We start from the raw sequence: 23,785 nt of genomic DNA, 5'->3' as shown, positions 1-23,785 counted from the left end.
ACTCTAAGCTATTGTATATCTCCGTAAGCTTCCAATATCTTCCGTACCAGCTTGTGGCGTACCACGTCTTCGCCGGTAAGGTAAATGATATCGATCCCTTTAATATCGGTTAAAATGCGTAAGGCGGTGTGCAGGCCCGATTGTTGTTTCTTGGGCAGGTCTATCTGCGTCACGTCGCCGGTAACAATAAACTTGGCCGATGGCCCCATACGGGTTAAAAACATCTTGAGCTGCATATCGGTGGCGTTCTGCGCTTCGTCCAATATCACAAAGCAGTTATCCAGGGTACGGCCACGCATAAATGCCAGTGGCGCAATCTCGATGGTACGGTTTTCCAGGTAAACCTTTAATTTATCAGCTGGTATCATATCGTCGAGCGCATCATAAAGCGGGCGCAGGTACGGGTCGATCTTTTCCTTCAGGTCGCCGGGTAAAAAGCCGAGATTCTCCCCCGCTTCAACCGCCGGGCGGGTTAAGATAATGCGCTTGATTTCTTTATTCTTCAACGCGCGCACAGCGAGTGCTACTGCGGTGTAGGTTTTACCTGTACCAGCCGGACCGATGGCAAACAAGATATCGCTGGTGCCTATACCGGTTACCATCCGGCGCTGGTTGGCCGTACGGGCCTTCACCATAATACCATTCGGGCCAAAAACAATTACCTCACCCGTGGTCGATTTGTCGCCGCCATTTTCGGGCTCGGGGTTTTCCTGGATTTTTGATCCTAGTATACGGCCCAGCTCAATGGTATTCAGGCTTTCGTATTTCTCAACGTGTTGTATCAGTTTGGTTAGCTTGTCCTGAAACAAGGCTATTTCGTTATCGTCGCCCAGTGCCTTTATTTCGCTGCCGCGCGCAACAATTTTGAGCTTCGGAAATTGTTTCTTGATGATCTCGAAGTGATCATTATTCGGCCCCCAAAGTACTGCGGGATTAATTTGCTCAATGGTAGTTTTTAATTCGTTCAAGCTTTGTATTTTTTAGATGCTGTTTTTTATTTAAAGTAATTTTATTTTAATGGCAATGAAGCTATCATGAGCAATTTATAGGTATTTCGATTGGTAAGCGACGGCTCATGATGGTTTTATTGGATTAAAAATTGAATATTTGTAGCTGAATTAAGCGTTCACAAGATTAGCAATAATTATTAAAAATTTTAATGGCGATTATAACTTTAACTACCGACCTGGGCGACAAGGATATTTACCAGGCTGCCCTTAAAGGTAGTATTTTAAAGTTGATTCCGGGAGTTACTATCGTCGATATCACGCACTCGGTTGCCGCCTTTAATGTACAACAAGCTGCGTTTATTTTAAAAAACAGTTTTCATTATTTTCCAGATGGTACCGTGCACCTTATCGGCATCGATACCGTATATAACGAAGATACCAAATACCTTGCCATACGCTACCGCAACCACTTGTTTGTAGGCGCCGACAATGGGATTTTTTCGCTGATGTTCGACAGGGAACCCGACGAGATGGTCGAGATCAATATTATGCAGGATCTCAAATTTCTTCACTTCCCGCTGGCAGACATTTTTGTTAAGGCCGCTGTACGATTGGCGGAAGGCCGGCCTTTAAGCGAGATAGGCATTGCTGTAAACAGTGTTGAAAAGAAAATGAACCTGCAGCCGGTTGTCGAAAAAAACCTGATCAAAGGCTCGGTAATTTATATCGATGCTTTCCAGAACGTGATCACCAACATCACCAAAGAGTTCTTTAACCGTGTACAGCATGGCCGCCGTTTCGTATTGTACTTTAAACGCAACGAAACCATCACCCATTTAAGCTGGCATTATAACGAAGTGCCCGAAGGCGAAAAGCTCTGCCTGTTTGGCATTAGCGACCATCTCGAAATCGCCATCAATAAAGGTAATGCCAGCGGTTTGCTGGGTTTGGGTTTAGGCGATAGCGTGATCATCGATTTTCAGTAAATTAAAATAAACGTAACATCCATTTCGTCTTCTCAATGCGCGAAACTTAATTGTTACATCATATAGCCTATTAATAAAAATATTATTTTAGCATTTATGAACATCAAAAAACATATCCTTTTTATTGCCTTAGCAGTTTATCTCCCGGTACAAACCATGGCCTGGGGGCAGCTTGGGCACCGTGTTGTGGCACAAATTGCCGACAGCTATTTAACGCCAAAAACCCGTTTGGCTTTAGAAAAAATATTAGGTAACGAATCGCTGGCGATGGCCGCTAACTGGGCTGATTTTATTAAATCGGACCCGAATTACCGTTACCTGTCATCGTGGCACTACGTGGACCTAAAAGCCGGTGAGAGCTTTGCCGATGCCAAAGCATACCTCGAAAAAGATACTGTCCCGAATGCTTATAACAAGTTGAATTTCATGATCAGGGAACTGAAAACGAATAAATTGCTTTCGGCAGATAAAAAGCTGTTATACGTACGTATGATCATCCACATTGTGGGCGATCTGCACCAGCCGTTCCACGCTGGCCGGGCCGACGACCAGGGGGGCAATAAAATACAGCTGATGTGGGGCAACGAGCAAACCAATCTGCACAGTATCTGGGACACCAAACTTATCGAAAGCCAGCAATACAGCTATACCGAGTACGCCAATAACCTGAACCATACCACTGCGGCGCAGCGTGCCGAATGGCAAAAGGCCGACCTGGTGCAGATCATCTGGGAATCGAACCAGATTGCAGAATCGGTATATAACGAAGTGAAAGAACCTAATCAAAAGTTAAATACCTATAACTATGTTTTCGCTCACATCCATACTGCCGAAGAGCAGATGCTGAAAGGCGGTGTAAGGCTTGCAGGTATCCTGAACAGCATATTCGGATAAATAAAAGCATTAAATTTACAGGAGCCGTATCCGCAAATCAGCAGGGTACGGCTTTTTTACTGGTTGTGTATATGTTGATAAATTAACTATCGGCTAATAAAATGTTAGGTTAATTTAGCATCCTTATTTATACGAAATGAAACTAACCCGATCAATGCCTATAGCGCTGGTTATTATCGCGACGGCGCTAAGCCAGTCTTTTTCACAAAATGCGGCCGCTGTACTGGCACGCAAACAAGTGCCTATTTTATGCTATCACCAGATACGCGACTGGAGAGCTTCAGACTCTAAAACGGCCAAAGATTATATTTGCCCGATTGCCACTTTTAAGGCAGACATGAAAATGCTGGCCGACGAAGGCTACCACACCATTTTGCCCGATCAGCTTTACGCTTACCTTACCACAGGCGCAGCGCTGCCGAGTAACCCGATCATGCTTACATTTGATGATACGGATCTTGATCAGTATACCATAGCCGACCCCGAACTAAAAAAATATCATTTTAAAGCGGTTTATTTTGTAATGACGGTATCGCTTGGCCGGCCGCATTACATGACGCCCGAAATGGTTAAAAAACTATCAGACGAGGGCAACATCATTGGCAGCCATACCTGGGACCATCACCCGGTAACCAAATATTCGCATAACTCGGTTATGAAAATGGCCGCGGATAAAAAACATCCTAATGGCTACACTAAACCTATGGACGACTGGGTTACCCAGATTGATAAACCAACCAAGAAACTGGAAGAAATAACCGGTAAAAAGCTTGATTACTTTGCGTATCCGTTTGGCTTATGGAACAAAATGGCCATTGCCGAGATCAAAAAACATGGTTTTAAGGCAGCCTTCTCCTTAGCTGATAAGCGCGACGATGCCGACCCGCTGTTCACTATCCGCCGTATTATTGCCAGCGGTTTCTGGAGTGCGAAAACCTTGAGCAACAATATTAAACAGTCGTTTTGATTAAATAGATTTCACCGATTATCTGATAATGATTACACCGATCAATTGTAATGAAATCGGTGTAATCATTATCGAATCTGTGTAATCATTATTAAATACAATCAGGGTCTACCCTTTTTTCTAATTCGGCTCTTTTCTCCTCTTCACGTTCTTTGTCTTTACCAATCAGCTTCAACAACGTCGGTAATACGATCAATAATAACGGTAGCGCAAAGATCAATCCGCCTATCACAGCAATAGCCAGTGGCTGATGGAGCTGTGCCCCGGTACCGATACCCAACGCCAAAGGTAAAAGCGCGATGATGGCCCCGGTGGCCGTCATCAATTTAGGGCGCAAACGTGCCGCTATGGCATGGATAATGCTTTCCTGTGCGCTCCATTCCAACTCGCCGGTATCGAACTGATGATAGGTAAAGATGGCGTTTTCGGCAATGATGCCAATGATCATGATGATGCCGGTATAACTGCCCACATTAAGCGGCGTATGTGTAATCAGCAAGGCCAGGAAACATCCTGCCGCGCCAAGCACCGCCAGGAAAATGATGATACCTGCCGCCAGGAAATTACGGAACAACACCAGCAAGACGATAAATACCAGGATACTTGCCGTGATAAGAATGATGAGCAACTCCTTAAATGCCTGCTGCTGCTGGGCATAATCGCCGCCATACTCGATATGGTATCCTGCCGGCAGCGATAGTGTGCTTAATTTACTTTGTATCTCTTTTAAGGTACTGCCCAGGTCGCGGTTATCCAGGCGGGCGGTAATCACACCCATCATTTTCTGGTTCTCGCGAACAATTTCGGCAACGCCCGACTGGATACTGATATTGGCTAACGATGCCAGGGATTTTGTTTGCCCATTCGGTAAAAATACGTTTGCACCGCGTAATTGCTGAACCGAAGTTTGTGCCGCATTGGGATAGATCATCCGGATATTAATAGATTGTTCCTTATCAACAATACTGCTGATAACGTTACCATCCAACTGTGCCTGCAACTGGAACTGAAAATCCGACGGGTTCATACCAAACTGGCCGAGCCTGGGTACATCGGGGTTGACGATGATTTCGGGCCCGGCTATCGTGATCCCGTTAAAAACGTCCGCAGTACCTTTTACTTTTTCAACCAGTTCGGCAGCCTGTTGCGAAATATCCTGAAGCTTCGCCTGGTCGTCGCCATAAACTTTGATCTCGACAGGCTGCGCCGATGCCATCAGGTCGCCCAGCATATCCCCTATCACCTGGCCAAAATCGACGGTAAGTTGCGGTAAAATGGCTTGTATTTTTGCCCGGATATCATCCGATACCTCGTCGGTAGTTTTATCGCGTTTCTTTTTAAGTGTGATGAGGTAATCGCCGGTATTGGGTTCGGTAATAAAAAAGCCCATCTGTGTACCCAAACGCCGCGAATACGAGGCAACTTCAGGCGTGTGCAGGATGATGTCGTCGACCTGCCTCAGCATACGGTCGGTTTCGGCTAAGGTTGTACCGGGCGGGCTCTTAAAATCGAGCACGATAGCGCCCTCATCCATTGATGGTAAGAAACCCGATTGCAATTTGCCCGGAATGATGATAATGATTGTGATACAGATCCCGATAAACACAATACTGATGAGCGGCATACGCAAAAAGAACCTGATCCAGCCGTCTTTAACGGCATGCGGCTTGTGCTCTTTTTTAGGCTTAAGCGGGATAAAAATAAACAACATGGGTAACAATAGCCAGGTAACGAAAAACGAAACACTCAGCGTGATAACCATAGTAAAGGCCAGCACCTTGAAATAAGCGCCCGCCACACCACTCATCAGCACAAAAGGTATAAAGATGACGATGGTGGTAAGCGAGGAGCCTACCATAGACGAGAACAGGTAAGATATGGCTTTACGAACGATATGGTGCATACCCTCGCCGGGATGCTCCTCATAACTGCGGAAGATCTGCTCGACGACGATCACAGCATCATCGATCATCAAACCGATGGCTGCCGCTATGGCGCCTAAAGTCATGATGTTGATCGAATATCCCACTACCAGCAACGCAATAAGCGATAGGGCTAAAGTAGTTGGGATGGTGATCAGGATGATGGCGCTTGCCTTTACCGACCGGAGGAAGACGATGACCACCAGTATGGCCAGCACCAAACCAATCCAAAGTACATCCTCAATGCTTTTTACGCTATCGTTTACAAAGTCGGCCTGCTTATAGTACGGCCTGATATGCACGTCTTTAGGCAAAATCCTGCTTAGCTCCTCAACCTTTTTCGTTATGCCGTCGTTCACATCTATCAGGTTGGCTTCGGGCTGTTTAATCACCGCGATCAGGGGTACGTCCTGCCCGTTGGCATTGATGCGCACATATTCCTTTTGCTCGGTAATTTTGATATCGGCAACATCCTTTAAATAAATGGTACGGTGCGGGTTGTTGAGCACCACCAGGTTTTGCAGCTTGTCGATATTATCTACTGCGTTATTGGTCAGGTTAAGATAAAGCCTGCCATGATCGTTGATATAACCGTTTGATGCGAGGATATTGGCCTGGGTGATAGCGGTAGAAACCTGCGATGGTATGATGCCGAGCGCCGAAAGCTTTGCAGGCTGTAATATTACCTGGTACTCTTTGGTTTTGCCGCCTATGATCGCGATATCGGCCACACCCGGAACAGCTGCCAGGTACGGGCGAACCTGATATTGGGCGATCTTTTTCAGTTCGATACCCGATCGCTTACCTTCGAGCGAAAAGCCCATCACCGGTAAAATTGATGGGTTCATTTTCTGCACGTTGATCTGCGTGTTGGCCAGCAGGTCGCCCTTTACCTGTTCAGTTAGCGCCTGCACCTGCGCCATGGCCTTATCAATGTCGGTATTCCAATCCAAAAAGATATTGATCTCGACACTGCCACGCGATGTAGACGAACGGATCAAACTCAGCCCTTCAGTGCGCTTAATAGCGTTTTCGAGCGGGATAGTTACCGTGGTCATCATCTTATCTACAGGCTGCTGGCCTGCATCGGCAATAACTTTTATTTTAGGGAAGGTGATATCCGGAAATAAACCTGTTTTAAGGTTTAAAAAGCTATATACACCGCCCATAATGACGAGCACCAATAAACCCAGCAAAGGTTTTTTGTAATGATGGTGGAAGTTGAGCCCCCCTAACCCCCTGAAGGGGGAGTTTGTATGATTTATACGAGTTTGATCAGCCATTTCTTTTAATTTGAAGCTTGCTATTCAGCTCCCCCTTTAGGGGGCTGGGGGGCTATCTTAACTTTTGATGAATCGGCCAGGCCATAAGCGCCTTCCAAAATAACTTTGTCGCTGGTGCTGAGCTGTTTGGTTTGTATCTCCTGCAGCGAGTCGGCCGATATTTTACCTGCCGTTACCGGGATCTTGTAAGCCTTGCCGTCGGCGCCTAATTTAAACACCCAGAAATGTTCCTGCGTTTCGTCGGTTTGTACGGCCTTTACCGGTACGGCCAAACCCTGCTCGGGGCCTGATAGCGGCACCGTAACTTTCAGATTGGCACCTTCGGGTAAATTGGTAGCGGCAATCGGCACGATGAACGACTGTGTTTGCGAAGCCGGATCGGCAGTTGGTAAACCAGCCTGTAAGGTCTTATTCAGTTTTGTACCATCAGGCATAATCACCACACAAGGTGTACCCGCTTTAACTTTCGACAGGTACTCGACGGGTACATTCACCAGTAAAACCAGCGACGATTGCTGCGTCATAGTAGCCAGCACATCGCCCTCGGCAACATAATCGCCGTTTTGATAATTAACAGCGGTGAGTATGCCGCCCGTGCCGGCCACTACCGGTATAGGCGCACGGAACTTAGCCAATATGCCCGATTGGTCGATATTTTTCAATGCCTGCTGCTCTTTACTGGTAATGGTACAATATACACTTCCGGCTTTTACAATATCACCCATTTTCCAGCCCCGGTGATGGATATAACCGGCAATCCCAGCCCGGATAACTGCTTTTTGCTGATATTGCGTAGTGCCGGTAAAAGTGATACTGTTGTTAAAAGTATGCGTTACCGGGCTGCCTACAGTAACTACCGGCGTACTGGCTACGGCAGCAGCATCGTCGGCAGCCGGCGGAGCACTTGTACATGCAGTTATTGCAAGCAAAGCGCTTAAACCTAAGGTAAGGTGTATAGTGTTCTTCATTTTACCAGTTATAATAATTGTATTGGTTAGTGAGCGTGTACAGTTGTATGCGGGCGGTAATCAGGTTTTGTTTGGCGGTAGCATAATCCTGTATCGATTTCACGTATTCTAATATCGAGAGCTGCGCGTTCTGCAGTTTTTCCTGATCGAGGCGGATGAGCAATTCCTGCTTTTCGGTAAGTTGTCTGATCAAACCGATGCTGGTGTTAAACATATCAATCTGCCGTTTGATGCTTTGCAGGTAGTTTTTTTGCTGAACGGTAAAGTTATCGCGGGCGTAAATAATGCTTTGCTGGCTGATCTTAACCTGTGCATCGTTAATTTCTTTTTGTTTGCCATCGTACAAAGGGATATTAAGGTGCAAACCCGCCTGCATACCAATATTGTGGTAGATATTGGTGATATCCGAAGATAAGATACCTGTATTAGCTGCCAGGCTTAATTGCGGTTTGTATTTATTATTGAACACGTTTTGTTGAGCCACCAGTGCCAGGCTATCCAGTTTGAACTTTTGCTTGTAGTAATAAGCCTGTGGGTTTGGCGCTATGCTGATGTTGGGCTCGGCCAGTCTGGTCATGGCTGTATCGGTTATCACAGCCGTATTTTTTAATGTAAGATAGGCGTTTACCTCGGCAATGTGCGCCTGCGCAAGGTCGTTTTCGTGGCCGTTCTGCTCTATCTCCAGCAACAAATAATCGCTCTGCTGCAGTAATCCGCGCTTTACTAAAGCCTCGACAGTGGCTTTACGATTCCTCACTTCGTTTACAACCTGGGTGAGGTATTCTTCCTGCTGCTGAAACTGGTAAACCAGGATATATTGATCGGTAACGGCCTTACGCAAATCGTGCTCCAGCTGGGCTTTGGCGTTGCTGTTGATGGCCGCCTGGTTATTGTTTTGCTCCTGCAGGTTGTTTATAATACCTTTATTGAACAAGTTATAGGATACGTTCAGCTGCGTGGCATACAGGCCGCCGTTGGTCAGTGCAGGGTCGTAACCAAAAGACCCGTCTGGCGGGTTTGGCGAAATAGTAAAAGGGCGGCCACCGCCAAAATAAGGCACAAACAAATAATCGGATGTGAAATTTACCTGCGGCGCCTTATTCTGCGCGTTGATGAGCCGTGTTTGCAGGTCATAAAACTGTTGCTGGTTGATATTTTGTTTAATACCCGGATCATTCTTCAACGCATGATCGATAAAGTAATTTAAATCAAGCTGTTGGGCCCGCGCAGGCTTTATAAAGCACAAAAAAAGGAAGGAATATATAACGAATACGATTGTCCTCATTAAAACAGGATTGTGTTTATATATAGCGAAAATAACATTTAAATCTGTAGAAAAACTGAAACAAGCACATATTACCGATTGTAATTTTTCACATACAAATCCAGTGTCAACGCCTGTAAACATTTATCACACAGATATTACAATAATTACTTTAGGATGTTTTAAACCAGACTGGATAATCCTGATCAAATACCTAATTTTACCGGCAAATAAACCGGGACAAACCCGCCTATATGACCGACACCAGCAAACTGTTCGACGACGCACTTAATCTGCTTCAGCAACTGATCAATACGCCATCTTTCAGCCGTGAAGAATCGGCTACAGCCGAAATCATCAACAGCTTTTTAACCCAGCACGGTGTAAAGACACATCGCAAAATGAATAATATATGGGCCTATAACCTGCATTTTGATGCGGCTAAGCCCACGATATTGCTTAACTCGCACCACGATACGGTAAAACCCAATTCGGGCTATACCCGCGATCCGTTCGAAGCTAAGATTGAAGACGGTAAATTATACGGCCTGGGCAGCAACGACGCCGGCGGCAGCCTGGTATCGTTAATCTCGGCCTTTTTATACTTTTACGAGCGCGAAGATCTGAAATACAACCTTTGCCTGGCCACTACTGCCGAGGAAGAAATATCGGGCAGCAATGGTTTGGAGCTGATTATCCCGGACCTTGGTCCGCTTGATTTTGGTATCGTTGGCGAGCCTACCCAAATGCAGTTAGCTATTGCCGAACGCGGCCTGATGGTGTTGGACTGCACCGCGCACGGCCGTGCCGGCCATGCCGCGCGCGAAGAAGGCGTAAACGCGATCTACAAGGCCATGAAGGATATCGAATGGTTCAGGACGTACCGCTTTCCGAAAGAGTCGGAACTGTTCGGGCCGATCAAAATGTCGGTAACCATTATCAATGCCGGTTCGCAGCATAATGTAGTACCGGCAAGCTGCACTTTTACGGTAGATGTACGTGTAACCGATGCTTACCGCAACGAGGAGGTTTTAGAAATGATCAAAGAGCATGTGGATTGCGAGGTAAAAGCACGCTCTATCCGCCTGAAACCATCGTCGATAGATAAGAACCACCCAATTGTACAATCGGGCATAGCGCTGGGGCGCGGTACTTACGGCTCTCCTACCACTTCCGACCAGTCGCTGCTGGATATCTCATCGGTGAAGGTCGGCCCCGGCGATTCGGCACGCAGCCATACCGCTGATGAGTTTATCTATGTGGATGAGATCAGGGAAGGGATCGGGTTATATATAAAAATGCTGGAAGGGATTGTTTGAGGAAGAATCAAGAGTCAAGACTTTTCTCTGTATTTTTATTGGATAATAACCTTATTTTCAGTATATTTATCTGATATGCTATCGCAATAGTTGTTCTTTAAAGTATCAATTAGTAATGTCGGTTAGGACACCGGCATTGACATAGGTATACCTATGTTATACCTATGTGCCAGAAAGGTATTAAAAATGAAAAAAGTGCTCTATTGGCCCAAAAATTAAGAAAAGCCTTAAAAATCATAAAAATACCGAAGAATACCTATGTGCTAAAAGCCGGAAGCGCGGGGCTTAAAGCAAGAGGCGTTATGACTTATTTGAAAATGCCGACAATTTCCCCCATGCTTTCTTAATAGTGAAATGACTTCATGATCGCGTGATCTGAAAAATTCGAAATTAAACATCCCTTGTCTGCCGACAGGCAGGCGAATTTCGAAATAAAACCACTACTGTCACGTAAAGCTTGGTAAACCTGCCAGGCTTACTGTCAACCGCGGCTAATCGGACAGATTGTTTGCCAAAAATGATTTTACGCTGACAGCTTGTCGCGATTTAAGCAATGGCAAGGTAGTTGTTTTGCCCGATGTAATTATGAAGTTTAACGACATGCTAAAGAAAAAAAAGCAAGAACATACTCCGGAAAACGCAGAGGAAATTATGAGTGAGATACAGGATGTAAACGACGCCCGGGAGCCATTAAAGGTTGATGAAGATAGCAACCAGGAACCAGCAACCGAACAACAGCCATCTGCCGAAGAAAAGCTGAAGGAAGAGTTAAAAGAGGCCAACGATAAATATGTGCGCCTGTATGCCGAGTTTGATAATTTCCGCCGCCGTACAACCAAAGAGCGGACGGAACTATTGCAAACTGCCGGTAAAGAAGTGATTGTATCGATGCTGCCCGTGCTGGATGATTTTGAACGTGCACTGAAAGCGATGGAAACTGCTACCGACGTTATCCCGGTCAAAGAAGGCGTTGCGTTGATCCAGAATAAATTAAAACATATACTGACAGCTAAGGGGCTTAAAGAAATGAGCACCAAGGGCCAGCCCTTTGATGCCGAAGTGCACGAAGCGATAACCAATATACCTGCCGGCGACGAGCAAAAAGGTAAAGTGGTTGACGAACTGGAAAAAGGTTACTTTTTAAATGATAAAGTTATCCGCTTTGCGAAAGTGGTTGTGGGCGGATAATTTAATGATAGAAGGATTGAATGATCGAGTGATTGAACGGGCTCATCATCAACCGGAACCTTAATAAATTTATATTGATTAATTGAATGACGACCGATCATTCAGTCATTCAATCATTCAAAATTGAATATGGCAAAAAGAGATTATTACGACGTATTGGGTATTCCGAAAGGCTCGTCGGCAGATGAAATTAAAAAGGCTTACCGCAAAATGGCGATCAAGTATCACCCGGATAAAAACCCGGATGACAAACAGGCCGAAGAAAACTTTAAAGAAGCTGCCGAAGCTTACGAAGTATTGAGCAGCCCCGAAAAGCGCCAGCGTTACGATCAGTTTGGCCATGCTGCCAACGCGTCATCTGCCAATGGCGGCGGTTATGGCGGCGGCATGAACATGGAAGATATATTCAGCCAGTTTGGCGACATATTTGGTGGCGGCAGCCCGTTTGATGGTTTCTTTGGAGGCGGCGGCCAGCAACGCGGCGGCGGCAGGCGTGTAACCAAGGGCAGCAACCTGCGCATTAAGGTGCGCCTTAATCTCGAGGAGATAGCAAACGGTGCCGAAAAGAAGATTAAAGTAAACAAGCAAGTGCTTTGCGGCACCTGCGATGGTACGGGTGCAAAGGATAAATCATCGTTTCAAACCTGTAAAACCTGCGGCGGCTCGGGCGCTGTGCGCAGGGTAACCAATACCATACTGGGCCAGATGCAAACCACAAGCACCTGCCCTACCTGTAACGGCGAAGGCACACAGATAACTGCCAAATGTAATGTTTGCCACGGCGATGGCGTTGTACGCGGCGAAGAAACCATCTCCATCAATATACCTGCGGGCGTTAGCGAAGGCATGCAGTTGAGCATGAGCGGTAAAGGTAATGCTGCTCCGCGCGGCGGTATACCCGGCGACCTGATCATCCTGATTGAGGAAATACCGCACGAAACACTGAAACGCGACGGCAACAATGTAATCTACGACCTGCATATCAGCTTTATCGACGCCGCTTTAGGCACCAGCATCGAAGTACCTACTATCGATGGTAAGGCCAAGATCAAGATCGACCCCGGCACTCAGGGCGGCCGTATCTTACGTTTAAAAGGCAAGGGTGTACCTGAGGTGAACAGCTACCACCGCGGCGACCAATTGGTGCATATCAACATCTGGACGCCAAAAGCATTGAGCCGAGAAGAGCGCGAACTGCTGGAAAAACTGCAGAGTTCGCCTAACTTTAAACCCAACCCGGGCAAACACGAGAAGAGCTTTTTTGAGCGGATGAAAGAGTATTTTGAGTAAATAAAAGCAAGATTAAAAACTCAGGAATCAAGATTTTTTAGCCCGGAATTGTTATGGTTTCGGGCTTTTGTAATTTTTTAAAAAACTTTATCCGCAATTTTAATTTATATAGCTGCATGAACAACCGCATCGCCGTAATGGATCTTGGCACCAACACCTTTCATTTGCTGATAGCGGAAGTTGAAAACAGCACCGCCCGCGAGGTTTACCATACGCAGGAACCCGTAAAATTGGGTGAAGGAGGTATCAACAAAGGTTTTATACAACCTGAAGCGTTTGTCAGGGGCATCAATGCGATGTTGCATTTTGCCGGGCACATTAAAGCCAATAATGCAGCTACGGTAAAATGTATTGCTACTTCGATGTTGCGCAATGCAGCAAACGGCGCACAATTTATCGATGAGGTAAAAGCTCAAACCGGTATTCAAATTGAACTGATAGACGGGCAGCAGGAAGCTGCTTATATTTACGAAGGTGTAAAAGCTTCGGGATGCCTGCCGGATGACAACTCGCTCATTATGGATATCGGCGGCGGCAGTATCGAGTTTATTTTATGTACTGATGAGCAGATACTTTGGAAACAAAGCTTCGAGATAGGCGCTGCCAGAATGATGGACAAATTTCACCGGGAGGATCCGATCACCCCGGAATGCATCAACGAGCTTCATCAGTATCTCGAACAAACCCTACCCGACTTATTTAGCGCAGTAGCGCAAAATCCCGTTGGGAAACTCATCGGTTCGGCGGGTGCGTTTGAAACTTTTGCTGAAGTGATCGAACTGGAAAACAGGCGAATATTCGATATCAAACAAACGCATAGTTATGATTTTGATCTGCGCGATTTTATTGATACGACAGATATCATCATCCGCTCCAACTACCAGGAGCGTTCGCAAATGAAAGGCGTCATCCCTTTGCGTGTAGATATGATCGTTGTGGCGTCACTCATAACGCGCTTTGTGATGGATAAACTAAGGATCAGCAATGTAGGTATGTCGACCTATTCGCTGAAGGAAGGCGTGCTGGCAGGAATGATCACTTAAATAAGAACTTAACGCAAGTTGATACACCGATAAGCAATACCAATAAACTCGCTAAAAACCATATCCATTTTTTTTGCGAAATTGCGAATCCCCAACATATCAGAATATGGATTATCAATCCCCAGCAATCAACGATAGGGGCAAATTCTGAAAACTTGCTTAACCCGGTGTAAGCAATCATTATTAAAAGATTACCACCAATGATTCGGAAGTTTTCGTTTTGTTTTGGTGCAGATTCCTCCATTATATTTGGATTATAAAAGCAGATATGCAGGTTGAAAACCCAATTGCCAATACCAATATGGCGCTTAAAAACCAAAAACCACAGCTTTTTTTATAGCGTTCGATGAATGCGCTGACAATCCCCCATACCATGCACCCAAAAACATGCATGCCGATCAGTAGCATTAAGATACCCCAGCCATCCTTGGGGCTGGTAATTTTACATAGCACAGTATATATTATAACTGCCAATAAATTGTATCCTACAATCTGATAGTTTTGCTTTCTTGTGTCGTTCATACTATAATTTCAGTTCGCAACTGTTCCAGGTATTGCCTCTTATCGTCGCGGTAAAACAAATTCATGGTCTCGAACGGGATGATCTTCATATCCTTGTTCACGATATGCACGCACGATTTTTTGATGGCCCGCACATCAAAATTATGCGCATCGATAAACTGCATAATAATGATCCTGAAAAGGTTATCGTATCCCAGATTAGGCGCGTCAATATCAGGCAGGCAGCACATAATAGATTTCAGGTCTTCGCGAACGCTGTCGACCGAGTTGCCCGTGCTGAACATGTTGAGCAAATGCCCTTTTAGTTTCTCGTCCTGTTCGTATACGATCGTGTTCTTTGAATTATCCAGCAGGTCATCCGGATTGATCATCCGGGTAAGCGGGAAAACCTCATCGCCCAGTTTTAAAGCATAGCCCATTACCAATGCATCAGGGTTACAGGGTACAGGCAACAGATCATTAGCGTTAAAAATATCGGTTTGCTCCAGGATGGCCGACCGTACTTCGGTCAGGGTATAACGATCGGTCGATGAATTGTAGTTTTCTAACCGGCCGGCTTCCTGCGTCGGTTGAAAGGTTACCCCACGCACGCAGCGCTGTTTTAAAGCATAACGGATAATATCGCCTATCTCGTCGGTATTTAAACCCTTTTGCAGGGTAATTACCAAAGTGGTAGATAGGTTATATTTATTGAGGTGTTCGATAGCTTTGCTCCTAACTTCGCGTAGGTCTTCGCCGCGTAATTGTTCCAGGGCTTCCTTTTTAAAGGAGTCGAACTGCAGATAGATCTCAAAATCGGGTGCGTAAGTTGCCAGTCGTTCAACAAATTTTTCGTCTTTAGCAATGCGGATGCCGTTGGTGTTCAGCATCAGGTGTTTGATAGGCTTGCTTTTCGCGATGTCCAATATCTCAAAAAACTGGGGGTGAACGGTCGGCTCGCCGCCGCTGATCTGTACTACATCGGGCTTGCCCTCGTTGGCAACAACAGTATCGAGCATTTGCTCTATTTCTTCCAGCGTGCGGTGCCTGCCATAACTTGGCGACGACATGGCGTAACAGGTTGGGCAGCTCAGGTTACAACGGTCGGTAACCTCAACAACCGTAAGGCAGCTATGCTGCTCGTGATCCTGGCATAAACCACAATCGTAAGGGCAGCCATAATGGGTTGGGGTATTAAATTTAAGCGGCATTTCGCTGCGCTTGGCATAGTTGCGGCAGTTTTTATAATAGGCAATATCGGTAGCTATCAAAACTTTCTCGCGGCCGTGCTGCGGGCAATGTTTCAGCATGAATACCTTTTCATCTTCAAAAACTATTTTGGCATCAACGCGCTTTAAGCAGGTTGAACAAATGCTTACGGTAAAATCGTAATAAATATACGGACGTTCAGGCATGGTTATCGATCAAGGTTACAGGTCGGATAAATACTTTATAATAATACAAAATACCTGCTAAACAAACTAACTGGATAACTCCCAGTCCGAAATTAAAAAAATAGTCGGGCTTGATGAACTCGATAAAAAACCTGAATAGCAGATAGCCCGCCATAAAAATCTTGAAGCGGGAGCCGTTGGTCAGCTTAACTTTTTGTTCAGTAAGCCATAATGCGAGCCATAGCAGCAGCCAGAATAAAATTTCGTAAAGGTTTGTAGGATGCCTGCGTATGCCATCGCCAAAGTTGATGGCCCAGGGTAAGTTTGATGCAACGCCGTAGGTGCCATCTTCCAATCCTGCTAAAAAGCAACCCGTTCGACCAATGACCATGGCCAGTATCAACGGGTAAACCATCAGGTCGCCCGAAGACACGGTAACCCCGATTTGCTTTTTAGTCAGCTCGACCCCTATCAACCCGCCTAACATACCGCCTACAATGGTTTTATTACCCATAAAATAAACAACGCTGAATTGCCGGAGCAAGGTTGGATTTTCTAAAACACCCACCACATGCGAGCCAATGAACGCGCCTGCCGCTGCGCCTATAAAAATGAGCAGCCGGTTTTCGTTACTGATCGGATCCGGTGTGTGTCTTCGCAACCACGCATAGTAACGGTAGCCAATAAAATAAGATAGTGTTTCGCAAATAAAATGGATCGGTATGCTATGTGAGCCTATGGGGATATTGACGGGAAAGTGCAAAGTACTAATGCTTATCTGATTTTTTCTGCGTTTGTTCTACCTTTTTTGCCGGAAGAATGACCACTTCGCCCATCGTTTTCGAACTTACCTTTAATGCTATTGTATAAGAGGTTTTATGAAGATCGATTTCAAATTCCTGATATTATACAATACACTTACCGCTGGCTGAGACAGGTACTTTCAGGTTAAAAAAACCACTTTCGTCAGTTCTGGTGCCATATTGGCTGCCCTTTACTTTCACGGTCACTCCCGGCAAAGGTAGCTTATCACCGGCATCTGTAACACAACCGGTGATAATTTTGAAGTCCTTAACGCTGTCGGTTATTGAATTGGCCGGATGTTTAATTATCGGATGCTGTTCGGTTACGGGTTTTGCTCTTGCATCCATCCTGGTAAACGACCAAAAACCAATAAATGCTGCGGCAGCGAGGCTGATCTTTTTCCATGAGAATTTCGAAACGGACGGTGTACCGGTCGTTATAACAGTATTCAGAACATCCAATTGCTGATCATCAAATCTGCCACAGATACCCGAACCTGAAGACAGTTTTTCCAGTATTTCCCTATCGTCAAGCCTGGTAAAATCTATAACCGCCTTCTGGCAGCTTTGACAATATCGACCCTGTTCAACAATATCCATATTGGCCCAGTTTTGGGTACAAGGTTGCAGTATGGAGATGTGTTTGATATTGTGTTTCATCCAAATCGATTTGAATAGAATTAAAATTTAAACAATTGCCGGATCAAATCCAGGGTCGAGCGTTCTTTAGTTTCATTAACCTCTACACTTTGAACATATACACCACCTATTACACTGGTTAATTCAATCGGTTTATCAACTACGCTTGGCATATTGGATAAATCCTTTTTTAACTGAGCTACCTCCTCTTTGGATTCAAATTTTGCATTCTGTACGGAGAGGGTATCTTTCTTATTTCGTACAGAGGCGGCATGCACGGGTGTTTTAGCTTGCGCGTGTACTTTGATAAACGGTACACAACCTATGAAAAAAGCCGCGATACTAAATCTCGTCCACGAAAAAGAAGATGTTCTTTGTGGCATCAACCCGGCATTTACATTTTCCAATTGCCCGATTGCAAAACGGCCGCAGGTATTTCCTGATAAAGACAATGCTTCAATTATCTGTTGATTGGTGAGTTTGGTGAAGTCGGTAACCTTCTTCTGGCAGCTTTGACAATAGCGCCCCTGTTCAACAATATCCATATCCGCCCAGTTTTGAGTACAGGGTTGCGGAATAGATATGTGCTTTATGCCGTGGTTCACAACATAAAGCTACATTATTATTTTTGTAATTTAAGCAGTTGCTGATATAGTTTTTCGGTAGGTAAGCCAACTACATTGGTGTACGAGCCGTCTATCCTTTCGATACCGATAAGGCCTATCCACTCCTGTATGCCGTACGATCCGGCCTTATCCAACGGCTGATATTTATTTACGTAGTAAGCGATCTCCCCGTCCGTAAGGGGGCGGAAAAGTACTTCCGACACATCGTAAAACAAATTATATTGCTGGTTATATAAAATACAAACGCCGGTAATTACCTGGTGCTTGCGCCCCGATAAGGTTTGCAGCATGGCTATGGCATGTTCGGGGCTTTCGGGTTTGCCCAGTATCTGACCGTCGATGCTCACAATGGTATCAGCCGTTACTACCACCTCATCTTCAACCATCTCGTCAAAGGCATGGCATTTCTTTTCGGCGATGTGCAGGGCTATCTCTGTTGGTGTTAAACCTTCGGGGTACGATTCATCAACCTCCTTGAGCACCACGCGGAAGTCGATATTCATCAGCCTTAAAAGTTCCTGCCTGCGCGGCGATTTTGATGCGAGGATCACTTTGGGAAGGTTCATTGGTTCAGTAGTCATTTGTTCATTAGTTCTGGCATCCGAATATAAATAAAGCGATAAGACAAATGAACTATTGGCTAATGAACCAATAAACTATATGCTCATCGCATTCGTGCTCATCCACTTGCCCTGTATCTTCAGTACTTTTTCAATCACGTCGCGGGCACAGCCACGCCCGCCGTTGTACGGCGATATATATCTGGCTACAACTTTTACCTCTTCGGCCGCATCGGCAGGGCAAACTGCCAAGCCTACGTGTTTCATAATATCGATATCGGGTATGTCGTCGCCCATGTACAGCACGCAGGCAGGGTCGATGCCTTTATCTGCAATATAGGTTTTAAACAGATCGATCTTGGTATGGGCGCCAAGGTATACATCTGTTATGCCCAGGCTGTTCAAGCGGTGCCTCACTCCTTCTGATTTTGCCCCGGTTATTGCACAGACATGATAACCGCATTTTACAGCCAGTTGCAGCGCATAGCCGTCCTTGGTGTTAAAGGTACGGCATTGATCGCCGCTTTCGGTTACAAAGACAGAGCCATCGGTCAAAACACCGTCGACATCGAAAATTAAAGTGGTTATCAGGCTTAGCTTATCTAACATTTTGAATTAAGGAACAAAGAGCAAGGACAAAAGATCTAAAAGTCAGAATCGGACGGGTAGGAACAATCCTTATTCTTTGCTCTTTCATCCTTGGTCTAACTGCTATTGATTATCGCGCCACTCGTAAACCCAGGCCGATTGGATCTGCTCCAGGTGGCCTTCGTTGCACTCTTCGCGCTTGCCGGCAAAATTAGGCAGCGTTAAAACCCATTCTAAAAGATCGGTAAAGCGGATGCGGTATATCTTTGATTCGTCGAAGTCATCACCAAATTTTTCATATAAACCCATAGCGATATCTTCGTGATCGTTCCAATATATGGGGAGTTCAAATTTATTATCTATCATTTCTTTCAGGTTAGCGTTTGGTTAATGGCCCATGAATTGCGACTGATCAGGAATTGTGACCGCGATATCCCCATCGATAACAACACACTGGCACCCCAGACGGGAGGTAATGCGGGGGTTAACGGCACGATCGATAAAGTCTTCCTCCTTATCTGATATTTCCTGGATGTTGTTCATCCCATCGGTAACATATACATGGCAGGTACTGCAACCGCAAACGCCACCGCAGTTATGCTGTAATTCTATTCCGTTTTCGAGGCAGACATCCAATACCGATTCGCCTTCTGCAATAGGTAGCTCAACCGGATCGTGATCTTTCTCCTCAAAATTTATTTTTAGTGTAAAAACGTTCATTTGCTGCAAAAGTAACAAAATTACTCATCGCCTTTAAGTGCATTATCCATTTTGATAATGCGCTGACTGAGTATTTGATAAATATCCTGCAAGACAGGCTCAGGGCTTAATAACTGCATATGATCGTTCATGGTTTTCTGGTCGCGCCGCACTGCGGGCCCGGTTTGCACTTCGGCGGGCAGACTTTGCTGCACCTTTTCGGCTGTCTCTAAAATCAAGGGGCGCAACAGGTTAAAATCGAGCTGATGCTCGGCGAGCAAACCCTGTGCTATGGCATACAGTGCATTGGGAAAATTACAGGCAAAAACGGCTGCCAGGTGCAATATTTTACGTTGAGAGGAATTCACCCTATAAACATTTCTGCTAAGTGTATATGCCAGCTGTTCGAGCATAGCTGTCACCTGCTCATCGCTGCCTTCGATACACAGCGGTACTTGGCTAAAGTCGAGCTCTTTTGTTTTGCTGAACGTTTGCAAAGGATAGAAAACACCTCTTTTATCGCCTGGAAGCATTGGCGTGGCGCCCGAAGTATGCACGATTAGTTTTTGATAAACCGATAACTCCCGACAGATATCTGTAATAACGTCATCTTTAACCGAAATAATGAAAAGATCGGCCGCCGCGCCATCGATGTTTGACAGATCGCTGACCGGTTTGGCCCCAACATGATAGGCCAGTATTGCGGCATTATGTTGATTGGGGCTGTAAACCTGTATAATTTTGTGCCCGGCGTTTTTTAATGCCGCGGCAAGGTGTGTTGCTACGTTACCCGAACCGATGATGGTGATATGCATACCTGCAAACTTAGCAATTTAGGTTTAAACCAAGGTTTCGGGGTCGCAGGTGAAGCTTTCCCGGAAATTTTTTATCTTTAAATGATACCTTGTATTGAAAAATTAAACTAATTTCACCAAACTGACCCATATCAATATGAAACGGATAATTTTTATGTTGATGGCCGTTATGCTGGCCATCGGCAGTTTTGCCCAAAATGCTCCGGCAAAAACCGCTACCCGGCAATTTATGCTTATCGTGAGATTCCGGTCCGACTTTGTGCCACCGGCCGGCGATACCATTGCCAAAAACATCAAAGCCTGGCAGGATTATATGGGCGAACTGGGAAAAGCCGGCAAAATAGTCAGCGGTTTCAGGCCCGCGAATAACGGCGAAACCATCAGCGGAACTACCCAAACTACCAAACCCAGTCCGTACATTGCCAATAATGAGTTGGTAAGTTCGTTTCTCATCATCAACGCCAAAGACATGAACGAAGCAAGGGTGATTGCAAAAAAGTGCCCCGTTTTTGAATTTAATGGGAGTGTCGAGATCAGGGAGATACAGAATACAGCCAATTAATCACCGATCGCCTTTTTCATACCATCTACTCTATGTATAATCGCCGTAAATTTATTAAAAGCTCAGCTTTGGGTGCTTCCTTAGCTGCAATATCAACACAAAGTTTTGCTAAAGTACTTACTGGTGCCGATGTGGAACGTTCTGCTTTACCTGTTGTTATCTCTACCTGGCCGTTCGGCGTTGCCGCTAACGAGGAAGCCTGGAAAACATTGGTAAAAGGCGGCCGCGCCCTCGATGCTGTTGAGGCCGGTGTTAAAATACCCGAAGCTGATCTTAAAAACCACAGCGTGGGCAAAGCCGGATACCCTGACCGCGACGGGCATGTTACACTCGACGCCTGCATTATGGACGAACAAGGCAATTGCGGCGCTGTTGCGGGGATGGAGTACATAGCCCACCCCATTTCGGTAGCTCGCTTGGTGATGGAAAAAACACCGCATGTGCTGCTGGTTGGCGATGGAGCCACGCAATTTGCTGTTGAACAGGGATTTAAGAAAGAGAAGTTACTGACGCCCGAATCGGAAAAAGCCTGGCACGAATGGCTCAAAACTGCCAGATACAAACCCGAGATCAACAGCGAAACCAAAACATACGATCCTAATACAGCGCCGGGCAGCAAAGGCAATCACGATACCATCGGTATGCTGGCTATTGATACCAAAGGCAACATCAGCGGGGCCTGTACCACCAGCGGCATGGCCTGGAAGATACATGGCCGCGTTGGCGATAGCCCGATCATCGGTGCAGGATTATATGTAGACAATGAAGTTGGCGGGGCAACTTCAACCGGCGTTGGCGAAGAGGTGATACGCAATGTAGGGAGTTTTTTGGTGGTTGAGCTGATGCGCCAGGGCTATTCGCCCGAGGATGCCTGCAAAGAAGCCGTTAAACGTATCATCAGAAAGAAACCGCAAACTGCCAAAGAAATACAGGTTGGCTTTTTGGCGATCAACAAAAAAGGTGAGTATGGTGCTTATGCTATACAGAAAGGTTTTTCATTTGCAGTTTGCAATGCGCAAAAACAGGATCTGATCATCGACGGCAAGAGTTTTTATTAACATGAGTTAAAAATCAGTATATTTAACTGATGATCAATATCGAAGTTTGCGCAAACTCAATTACATCCGCCATAGCCGCCCAGCAGGGCGGTGCAACGCGCGTCGAGCTTTGCGATAACCTTAACGAAGGAGGTACCACACCGTCTCATGGTCAGTTTGTGCTCGCCAAAAAACATATCACAATCCCTATATTTCCGCTGATCAGGCCACGCAGCGGCGATTTCTATTATTCGGACGTAGAGTTTGAAGTGATGAAAGCAGATATTGCTCATTTTATTGGCGGCGGTTGTGATGGCATTGTGATCGGTATCCTTTGCAAAGATGGCACTGTAGATAAACAGCGTTGTTCAGAATTAGTTGATATGGCAAAGGCAGCAGGCATTAGCGTTACCTTTCACCGGGCCTTTGATATGTGCCGCGATCATTTTGAGGCAATGGAAGATATCATTAATCTTGGCTGCGACAGGATACTTACCTCGGGTGGTAAAAGTTCGGCTATTGAAGGGGTTAACATAATATCGCACCTTATCAAAGAGGCAAGAGGCCGGATATCTGTTATGCCCGGCAGCGGTATCAACGAGCATAATATAGCCGATCTGATCCATTATACAGGAGCCACCGAATTCCACTCAACAGCTAAAATGCGGGTGGAGAGCCAGATGGAGTACCAGAATGACCATATACTTTTTAATGGTTTCGGGGGCGAATTCATCCTGGAAATAACGGATAGCGAGCGCGTGAAAAGATTGCTTGCCCTTGCAAATGCCTGACGGTTTTACCATCTGAAAGAGCACACCTGTTTGTTATCTTTAAGCCACTGGTTGAATTTGTTCATATTTACTTCCCTCCCGGTAAGGTCAAACTCAAAACTGGTTTGTTTTTCAACTCTTGTTTCTTTGAACGAGTGTGTTTTAAGACTCCATTCGGCTATTCTTCTGAGCAACTCATCGCCGGTAAAATCACTTTCGAAGGTAATGGAGTAGAGCCTGTGCTGAAAACGGCTGTCAACCCAATTTTGTATGTACTGCAAGGCATATAAGATAAACAGCGAAACTATCAGTGTCAGCATCGATAACCAGTACTCTCCTATACCGATGAGCATACCCAAAGCTGCTGCAATCCAAATGGTGGCCGCAGTGGTGATGCCCGAAACCGAAGCATTATTCCTGAAAATAACGCCCGCACCTAAAAAACCCACCCCCGTAATAATATTTGCCGCTATCCTGTCGCGGTTATCCGTTACTCCCAGTTTGTACGAGCAAATGGTAAATATGGTAGCGCCTACGCAAATGAGCGCAAGCGTCCGGAAACCGGCAGGTTTGCGCCGCACCTCGCGTTCAAGCCCCACCAGGCAGCCAAATATGGCCGACAGGATGATCTTCAGAATTTCATCGCCATACATCATCATACAATATTACAATTTCCATCTTTTAGTTGGGCTTCGCATAGCACAAATAGCATAAATT

At 45.6% G+C, this 23,785-nt stretch carries 25 protein-coding genes; 11 read left to right on the top strand and 14 right to left on the bottom strand.

Annotation, left to right across the window (positions count from 1 at the left end; genetic code table 11):
• Window positions 1-8: 8 nt before the first annotated feature.
• Window positions 9-968 carry a PhoH family protein gene (locus tag BEL04_RS03370; protein ID WP_066000199.1) on the bottom strand — a complete coding sequence of 320 codons (960 nt, stop codon included), beginning with the start codon at window positions 966-968 and terminating at the stop codon, window positions 9-11.
• A 191-nt stretch (window positions 969-1,159) separates the two neighbouring features.
• On the opposite strand from BEL04_RS03370, the gene BEL04_RS03365 reads away from it, so the two are divergent.
• The 3 genes from BEL04_RS03365 to BEL04_RS03355 all read left to right on the top strand — a co-directional run bounded on the left by BEL04_RS03365 (window position 1,160) and on the right by BEL04_RS03355 (window position 3,797).
• Window positions 1,160-1,936 carry an S-adenosyl-l-methionine hydroxide adenosyltransferase family protein gene (locus tag BEL04_RS03365; protein WP_066000191.1) on the top strand — a complete coding sequence of 259 codons (777 nt, stop codon included), beginning with the start codon at window positions 1,160-1,162 and terminating at the stop codon, window positions 1,934-1,936.
• Window positions 1,937-2,032: 96 nt separating this feature from the next.
• A complete protein-coding gene (locus BEL04_RS03360; RefSeq protein ID WP_066000189.1) occupies window positions 2,033-2,830 on the top strand; it encodes a S1/P1 nuclease in 798 nt (265 codons plus the stop codon).
• A gap of 154 nt (window positions 2,831-2,984) precedes the next feature.
• The gene (locus tag BEL04_RS03355) at window positions 2,985-3,797 is read left to right on the top strand and encodes a polysaccharide deacetylase family protein (protein ID WP_371327586.1); all 813 of its coding nucleotides are present in this window, start codon (window positions 2,985-2,987) and stop codon (window positions 3,795-3,797) included.
• 91 nt (window positions 3,798-3,888) lie between these two features.
• Here the strand turns inward: BEL04_RS03355 and BEL04_RS03350 are convergent, their stop codons facing one another.
• Genes BEL04_RS03350 through BEL04_RS03340 form a run of 3 tightly spaced genes read right to left on the bottom strand, consistent with a single transcriptional unit; the run spans window position 3,889 to window position 9,255 of the window.
• Window positions 3,889-7,002, bottom strand: a complete 3,114-nt coding sequence (locus BEL04_RS03350; protein ID WP_066000184.1) for an efflux RND transporter permease subunit — start codon at window positions 7,000-7,002, stop codon at window positions 3,889-3,891.
• A 20-nt stretch (window positions 7,003-7,022) separates the two neighbouring features.
• Window positions 7,023-7,970 carry an efflux RND transporter periplasmic adaptor subunit gene (locus BEL04_RS03345; protein ID WP_066000183.1) on the bottom strand — a complete coding sequence of 316 codons (948 nt, stop codon included), beginning with the start codon at window positions 7,968-7,970 and terminating at the stop codon, window positions 7,023-7,025.
• A gap of 1 nt (window position 7,971) precedes the next feature.
• Entirely contained in the window at window positions 7,972-9,255 is a 1,284-nt protein-coding gene (locus BEL04_RS03340) for a TolC family protein (RefSeq protein WP_256389275.1), read from the bottom strand.
• Window positions 9,256-9,488: 233 nt separating this feature from the next.
• Between BEL04_RS03340 and BEL04_RS03335 the strand changes: the two genes are divergently transcribed.
• The 5 genes from BEL04_RS03335 (at window position 9,489) to BEL04_RS03315 (ending at window position 14,074) form a co-directional block, all read left to right on the top strand.
• Window positions 9,489-10,553, top strand: coding sequence for a M20 family metallo-hydrolase (locus tag BEL04_RS03335; protein ID WP_066000179.1), 1,065 nt, complete (start codon window positions 9,489-9,491; stop codon window positions 10,551-10,553).
• Window positions 10,554-10,717: 164 nt separating this feature from the next.
• Window positions 10,718-10,900, top strand: a complete 183-nt coding sequence (locus BEL04_RS03330) for a hypothetical protein (protein ID WP_066000176.1) — start codon at window positions 10,718-10,720, stop codon at window positions 10,898-10,900.
• A gap of 253 nt (window positions 10,901-11,153) precedes the next feature.
• Window positions 11,154-11,741 carry a nucleotide exchange factor GrpE gene (locus tag BEL04_RS03325; RefSeq protein ID WP_139112992.1) on the top strand — a complete coding sequence of 196 codons (588 nt, stop codon included), beginning with the start codon at window positions 11,154-11,156 and terminating at the stop codon, window positions 11,739-11,741.
• Window positions 11,742-11,870: 129 nt separating this feature from the next.
• Complete coding sequence (gene dnaJ, locus BEL04_RS03320) at window positions 11,871-13,031, top strand: molecular chaperone DnaJ (RefSeq protein WP_066000175.1); 1,161 nt, start codon at window positions 11,871-11,873, stop codon at window positions 13,029-13,031.
• A 116-nt stretch (window positions 13,032-13,147) separates the two neighbouring features.
• Window positions 13,148-14,074 carry a hypothetical protein gene (locus tag BEL04_RS03315; protein WP_066003418.1) on the top strand — a complete coding sequence of 309 codons (927 nt, stop codon included), beginning with the start codon at window positions 13,148-13,150 and terminating at the stop codon, window positions 14,072-14,074.
• Window positions 14,075-14,592: 518 nt separating this feature from the next.
• On the opposite strand, the gene BEL04_RS03300 is transcribed toward BEL04_RS03315, so the two are convergent.
• The 9 genes from BEL04_RS03300 to BEL04_RS03260 all read right to left on the bottom strand — a co-directional run bounded on the left by BEL04_RS03300 (window position 14,593) and on the right by BEL04_RS03260 (window position 20,699).
• Window positions 14,593-15,990, bottom strand: coding sequence for a radical SAM protein (locus BEL04_RS03300; RefSeq protein WP_066000171.1), 1,398 nt, complete (start codon window positions 15,988-15,990; stop codon window positions 14,593-14,595).
• On the bottom strand, window positions 15,983-16,732 hold the full coding sequence (locus BEL04_RS03295) for a prolipoprotein diacylglyceryl transferase (protein WP_066000170.1): 750 nt from the start codon (window positions 16,730-16,732) through the stop codon (window positions 15,983-15,985). Before BEL04_RS03295 ends, BEL04_RS03300 begins: the two co-directional genes overlap by 8 nt.
• 142 nt (window positions 16,733-16,874) lie before the next feature.
• A complete protein-coding gene (locus tag BEL04_RS03290) occupies window positions 16,875-17,432 on the bottom strand; it encodes a carboxypeptidase-like regulatory domain-containing protein (protein WP_066000166.1) in 558 nt (185 codons plus the stop codon).
• A gap of 20 nt (window positions 17,433-17,452) precedes the next feature.
• Window positions 17,453-17,956, bottom strand: coding sequence for a hypothetical protein (locus BEL04_RS03285; RefSeq protein ID WP_139112904.1), 504 nt, complete (start codon window positions 17,954-17,956; stop codon window positions 17,453-17,455).
• Between the two features lie 77 nt (window positions 17,957-18,033).
• Entirely contained in the window at window positions 18,034-18,618 is a 585-nt protein-coding gene (locus BEL04_RS03280) for a nucleoside triphosphate pyrophosphatase (RefSeq protein ID WP_254659522.1), read from the bottom strand.
• A 75-nt stretch (window positions 18,619-18,693) separates the two neighbouring features.
• Window positions 18,694-19,206: an HAD family hydrolase gene (locus BEL04_RS03275; protein WP_066000159.1), complete on the bottom strand. Its 513-nt coding sequence runs from the start codon at window positions 19,204-19,206 to the stop codon at window positions 18,694-18,696.
• Between the two features lie 102 nt (window positions 19,207-19,308).
• The gene (gene iscX / locus BEL04_RS03270) at window positions 19,309-19,551 is read right to left on the bottom strand and encodes a Fe-S cluster assembly protein IscX (RefSeq protein WP_175403989.1); all 243 of its coding nucleotides are present in this window, start codon (window positions 19,549-19,551) and stop codon (window positions 19,309-19,311) included.
• Between the two features lie 21 nt (window positions 19,552-19,572).
• Window positions 19,573-19,905, bottom strand: coding sequence for a 2Fe-2S iron-sulfur cluster-binding protein (locus BEL04_RS03265; RefSeq protein ID WP_066000157.1), 333 nt, complete (start codon window positions 19,903-19,905; stop codon window positions 19,573-19,575).
• A gap of 20 nt (window positions 19,906-19,925) precedes the next feature.
• Window positions 19,926-20,699 carry a Rossmann-like and DUF2520 domain-containing protein gene (locus BEL04_RS03260; RefSeq protein WP_066000154.1) on the bottom strand — a complete coding sequence of 258 codons (774 nt, stop codon included), beginning with the start codon at window positions 20,697-20,699 and terminating at the stop codon, window positions 19,926-19,928.
• 136 nt (window positions 20,700-20,835) lie between these two features.
• Here BEL04_RS03260 and BEL04_RS03255 point away from each other — a divergent pair, with 136 nt between their 5' ends.
• From BEL04_RS03255 to BEL04_RS03245, 3 genes are read left to right on the top strand one after another with little or no spacing between them, the layout of a single operon-like run.
• A complete protein-coding gene (locus BEL04_RS03255) occupies window positions 20,836-21,261 on the top strand; it encodes a YciI family protein (protein ID WP_083227743.1) in 426 nt (141 codons plus the stop codon).
• 32 nt (window positions 21,262-21,293) lie between these two features.
• Window positions 21,294-22,319: a N(4)-(beta-N-acetylglucosaminyl)-L-asparaginase gene (locus BEL04_RS03250; RefSeq protein WP_066000147.1), complete on the top strand. Its 1,026-nt coding sequence runs from the start codon at window positions 21,294-21,296 to the stop codon at window positions 22,317-22,319.
• Between the two features lie 29 nt (window positions 22,320-22,348).
• Window positions 22,349-23,089: a copper homeostasis protein CutC gene (locus BEL04_RS03245; RefSeq protein WP_175403988.1), complete on the top strand. Its 741-nt coding sequence runs from the start codon at window positions 22,349-22,351 to the stop codon at window positions 23,087-23,089.
• Between the two features lie 5 nt (window positions 23,090-23,094).
• On the opposite strand, the gene BEL04_RS03240 is transcribed toward BEL04_RS03245, so the two are convergent.
• Complete coding sequence (locus tag BEL04_RS03240; protein WP_066000141.1) at window positions 23,095-23,727, bottom strand: MgtC/SapB family protein; 633 nt, start codon at window positions 23,725-23,727, stop codon at window positions 23,095-23,097.
• Between the last annotated feature and the right edge of the window lie 58 nt (window positions 23,728-23,785).

This window comes from Mucilaginibacter sp. PPCGB 2223, assembly GCF_001705515.1.
Lineage (GTDB): Bacteria > Bacteroidota > Bacteroidia > Sphingobacteriales > Sphingobacteriaceae > Mucilaginibacter.
This window is presented reverse-complemented; position numbering and strand designations above follow the sequence as displayed.

What these genes read in the sequence shown, in the direction of transcription:
- BEL04_RS03245 (WP_175403988.1), top strand. Translation starts at nt 22,349, where the DNA reads ATGATCAATATCGAAGTTTGCGCAAACTCAATTACATCCGCCATAGCC.
- BEL04_RS03335 (WP_066000179.1), top strand. Translation starts at nt 9,489, where the DNA reads ATGACCGACACCAGCAAACTGTTCGACGACGCACTTAATCTGCTTCAG.
- BEL04_RS03345 (WP_066000183.1), bottom strand. Translation starts at nt 7,970, where the DNA reads ATGAAGAACACTATACACCTTACCTTAGGTTTAAGCGCTTTGCTTGCA.
- BEL04_RS03355 (WP_371327586.1), top strand. Translation starts at nt 2,985, where the DNA reads ATGCCTATAGCGCTGGTTATTATCGCGACGGCGCTAAGCCAGTCTTTT.
- BEL04_RS03275 (WP_066000159.1), bottom strand. Translation starts at nt 19,206, where the DNA reads ATGTTAGATAAGCTAAGCCTGATAACCACTTTAATTTTCGATGTCGAC.
- BEL04_RS03250 (WP_066000147.1), top strand. Translation starts at nt 21,294, where the DNA reads ATGTATAATCGCCGTAAATTTATTAAAAGCTCAGCTTTGGGTGCTTCC.
- BEL04_RS03240 (WP_066000141.1), bottom strand. Translation starts at nt 23,727, where the DNA reads ATGATGATGTATGGCGATGAAATTCTGAAGATCATCCTGTCGGCCATA.
- iscX (WP_175403989.1), bottom strand. Translation starts at nt 19,551, where the DNA reads ATGATAGATAATAAATTTGAACTCCCCATATATTGGAACGATCACGAA.
- BEL04_RS03365 (WP_066000191.1), top strand. Translation starts at nt 1,160, where the DNA reads ATGGCGATTATAACTTTAACTACCGACCTGGGCGACAAGGATATTTAC.
- BEL04_RS03285 (WP_139112904.1), bottom strand. Translation starts at nt 17,956, where the DNA reads ATGGATATTGTTGAACAGGGGCGCTATTGTCAAAGCTGCCAGAAGAAG.
- BEL04_RS03350 (WP_066000184.1), bottom strand. Translation starts at nt 7,002, where the DNA reads ATGGCTGATCAAACTCGTATAAATCATACAAACTCCCCCTTCAGGGGG.
- dnaJ (WP_066000175.1), top strand. Translation starts at nt 11,871, where the DNA reads ATGGCAAAAAGAGATTATTACGACGTATTGGGTATTCCGAAAGGCTCG.
- BEL04_RS03300 (WP_066000171.1), bottom strand. Translation starts at nt 15,990, where the DNA reads ATGCCTGAACGTCCGTATATTTATTACGATTTTACCGTAAGCATTTGT.
- BEL04_RS03325 (WP_139112992.1), top strand. Translation starts at nt 11,154, where the DNA reads ATGCTAAAGAAAAAAAAGCAAGAACATACTCCGGAAAACGCAGAGGAA.
- BEL04_RS03340 (WP_256389275.1), bottom strand. Translation starts at nt 9,255, where the DNA reads ATGAGGACAATCGTATTCGTTATATATTCCTTCCTTTTTTTGTGCTTT.
- BEL04_RS03280 (WP_254659522.1), bottom strand. Translation starts at nt 18,618, where the DNA reads ATGACTACTGAACCAATGAACCTTCCCAAAGTGATCCTCGCATCAAAA.
- BEL04_RS03315 (WP_066003418.1), top strand. Translation starts at nt 13,148, where the DNA reads ATGAACAACCGCATCGCCGTAATGGATCTTGGCACCAACACCTTTCAT.
- BEL04_RS03260 (WP_066000154.1), bottom strand. Translation starts at nt 20,699, where the DNA reads ATGCATATCACCATCATCGGTTCGGGTAACGTAGCAACACACCTTGCC.
- BEL04_RS03290 (WP_066000166.1), bottom strand. Translation starts at nt 17,432, where the DNA reads ATGAAACACAATATCAAACACATCTCCATACTGCAACCTTGTACCCAA.
- BEL04_RS03255 (WP_083227743.1), top strand. Translation starts at nt 20,836, where the DNA reads ATGAAACGGATAATTTTTATGTTGATGGCCGTTATGCTGGCCATCGGC.
- BEL04_RS03330 (WP_066000176.1), top strand. Translation starts at nt 10,718, where the DNA reads ATGTGCCAGAAAGGTATTAAAAATGAAAAAAGTGCTCTATTGGCCCAA.
- BEL04_RS03360 (WP_066000189.1), top strand. Translation starts at nt 2,033, where the DNA reads ATGAACATCAAAAAACATATCCTTTTTATTGCCTTAGCAGTTTATCTC.
- BEL04_RS03265 (WP_066000157.1), bottom strand. Translation starts at nt 19,905, where the DNA reads ATGAACGTTTTTACACTAAAAATAAATTTTGAGGAGAAAGATCACGAT.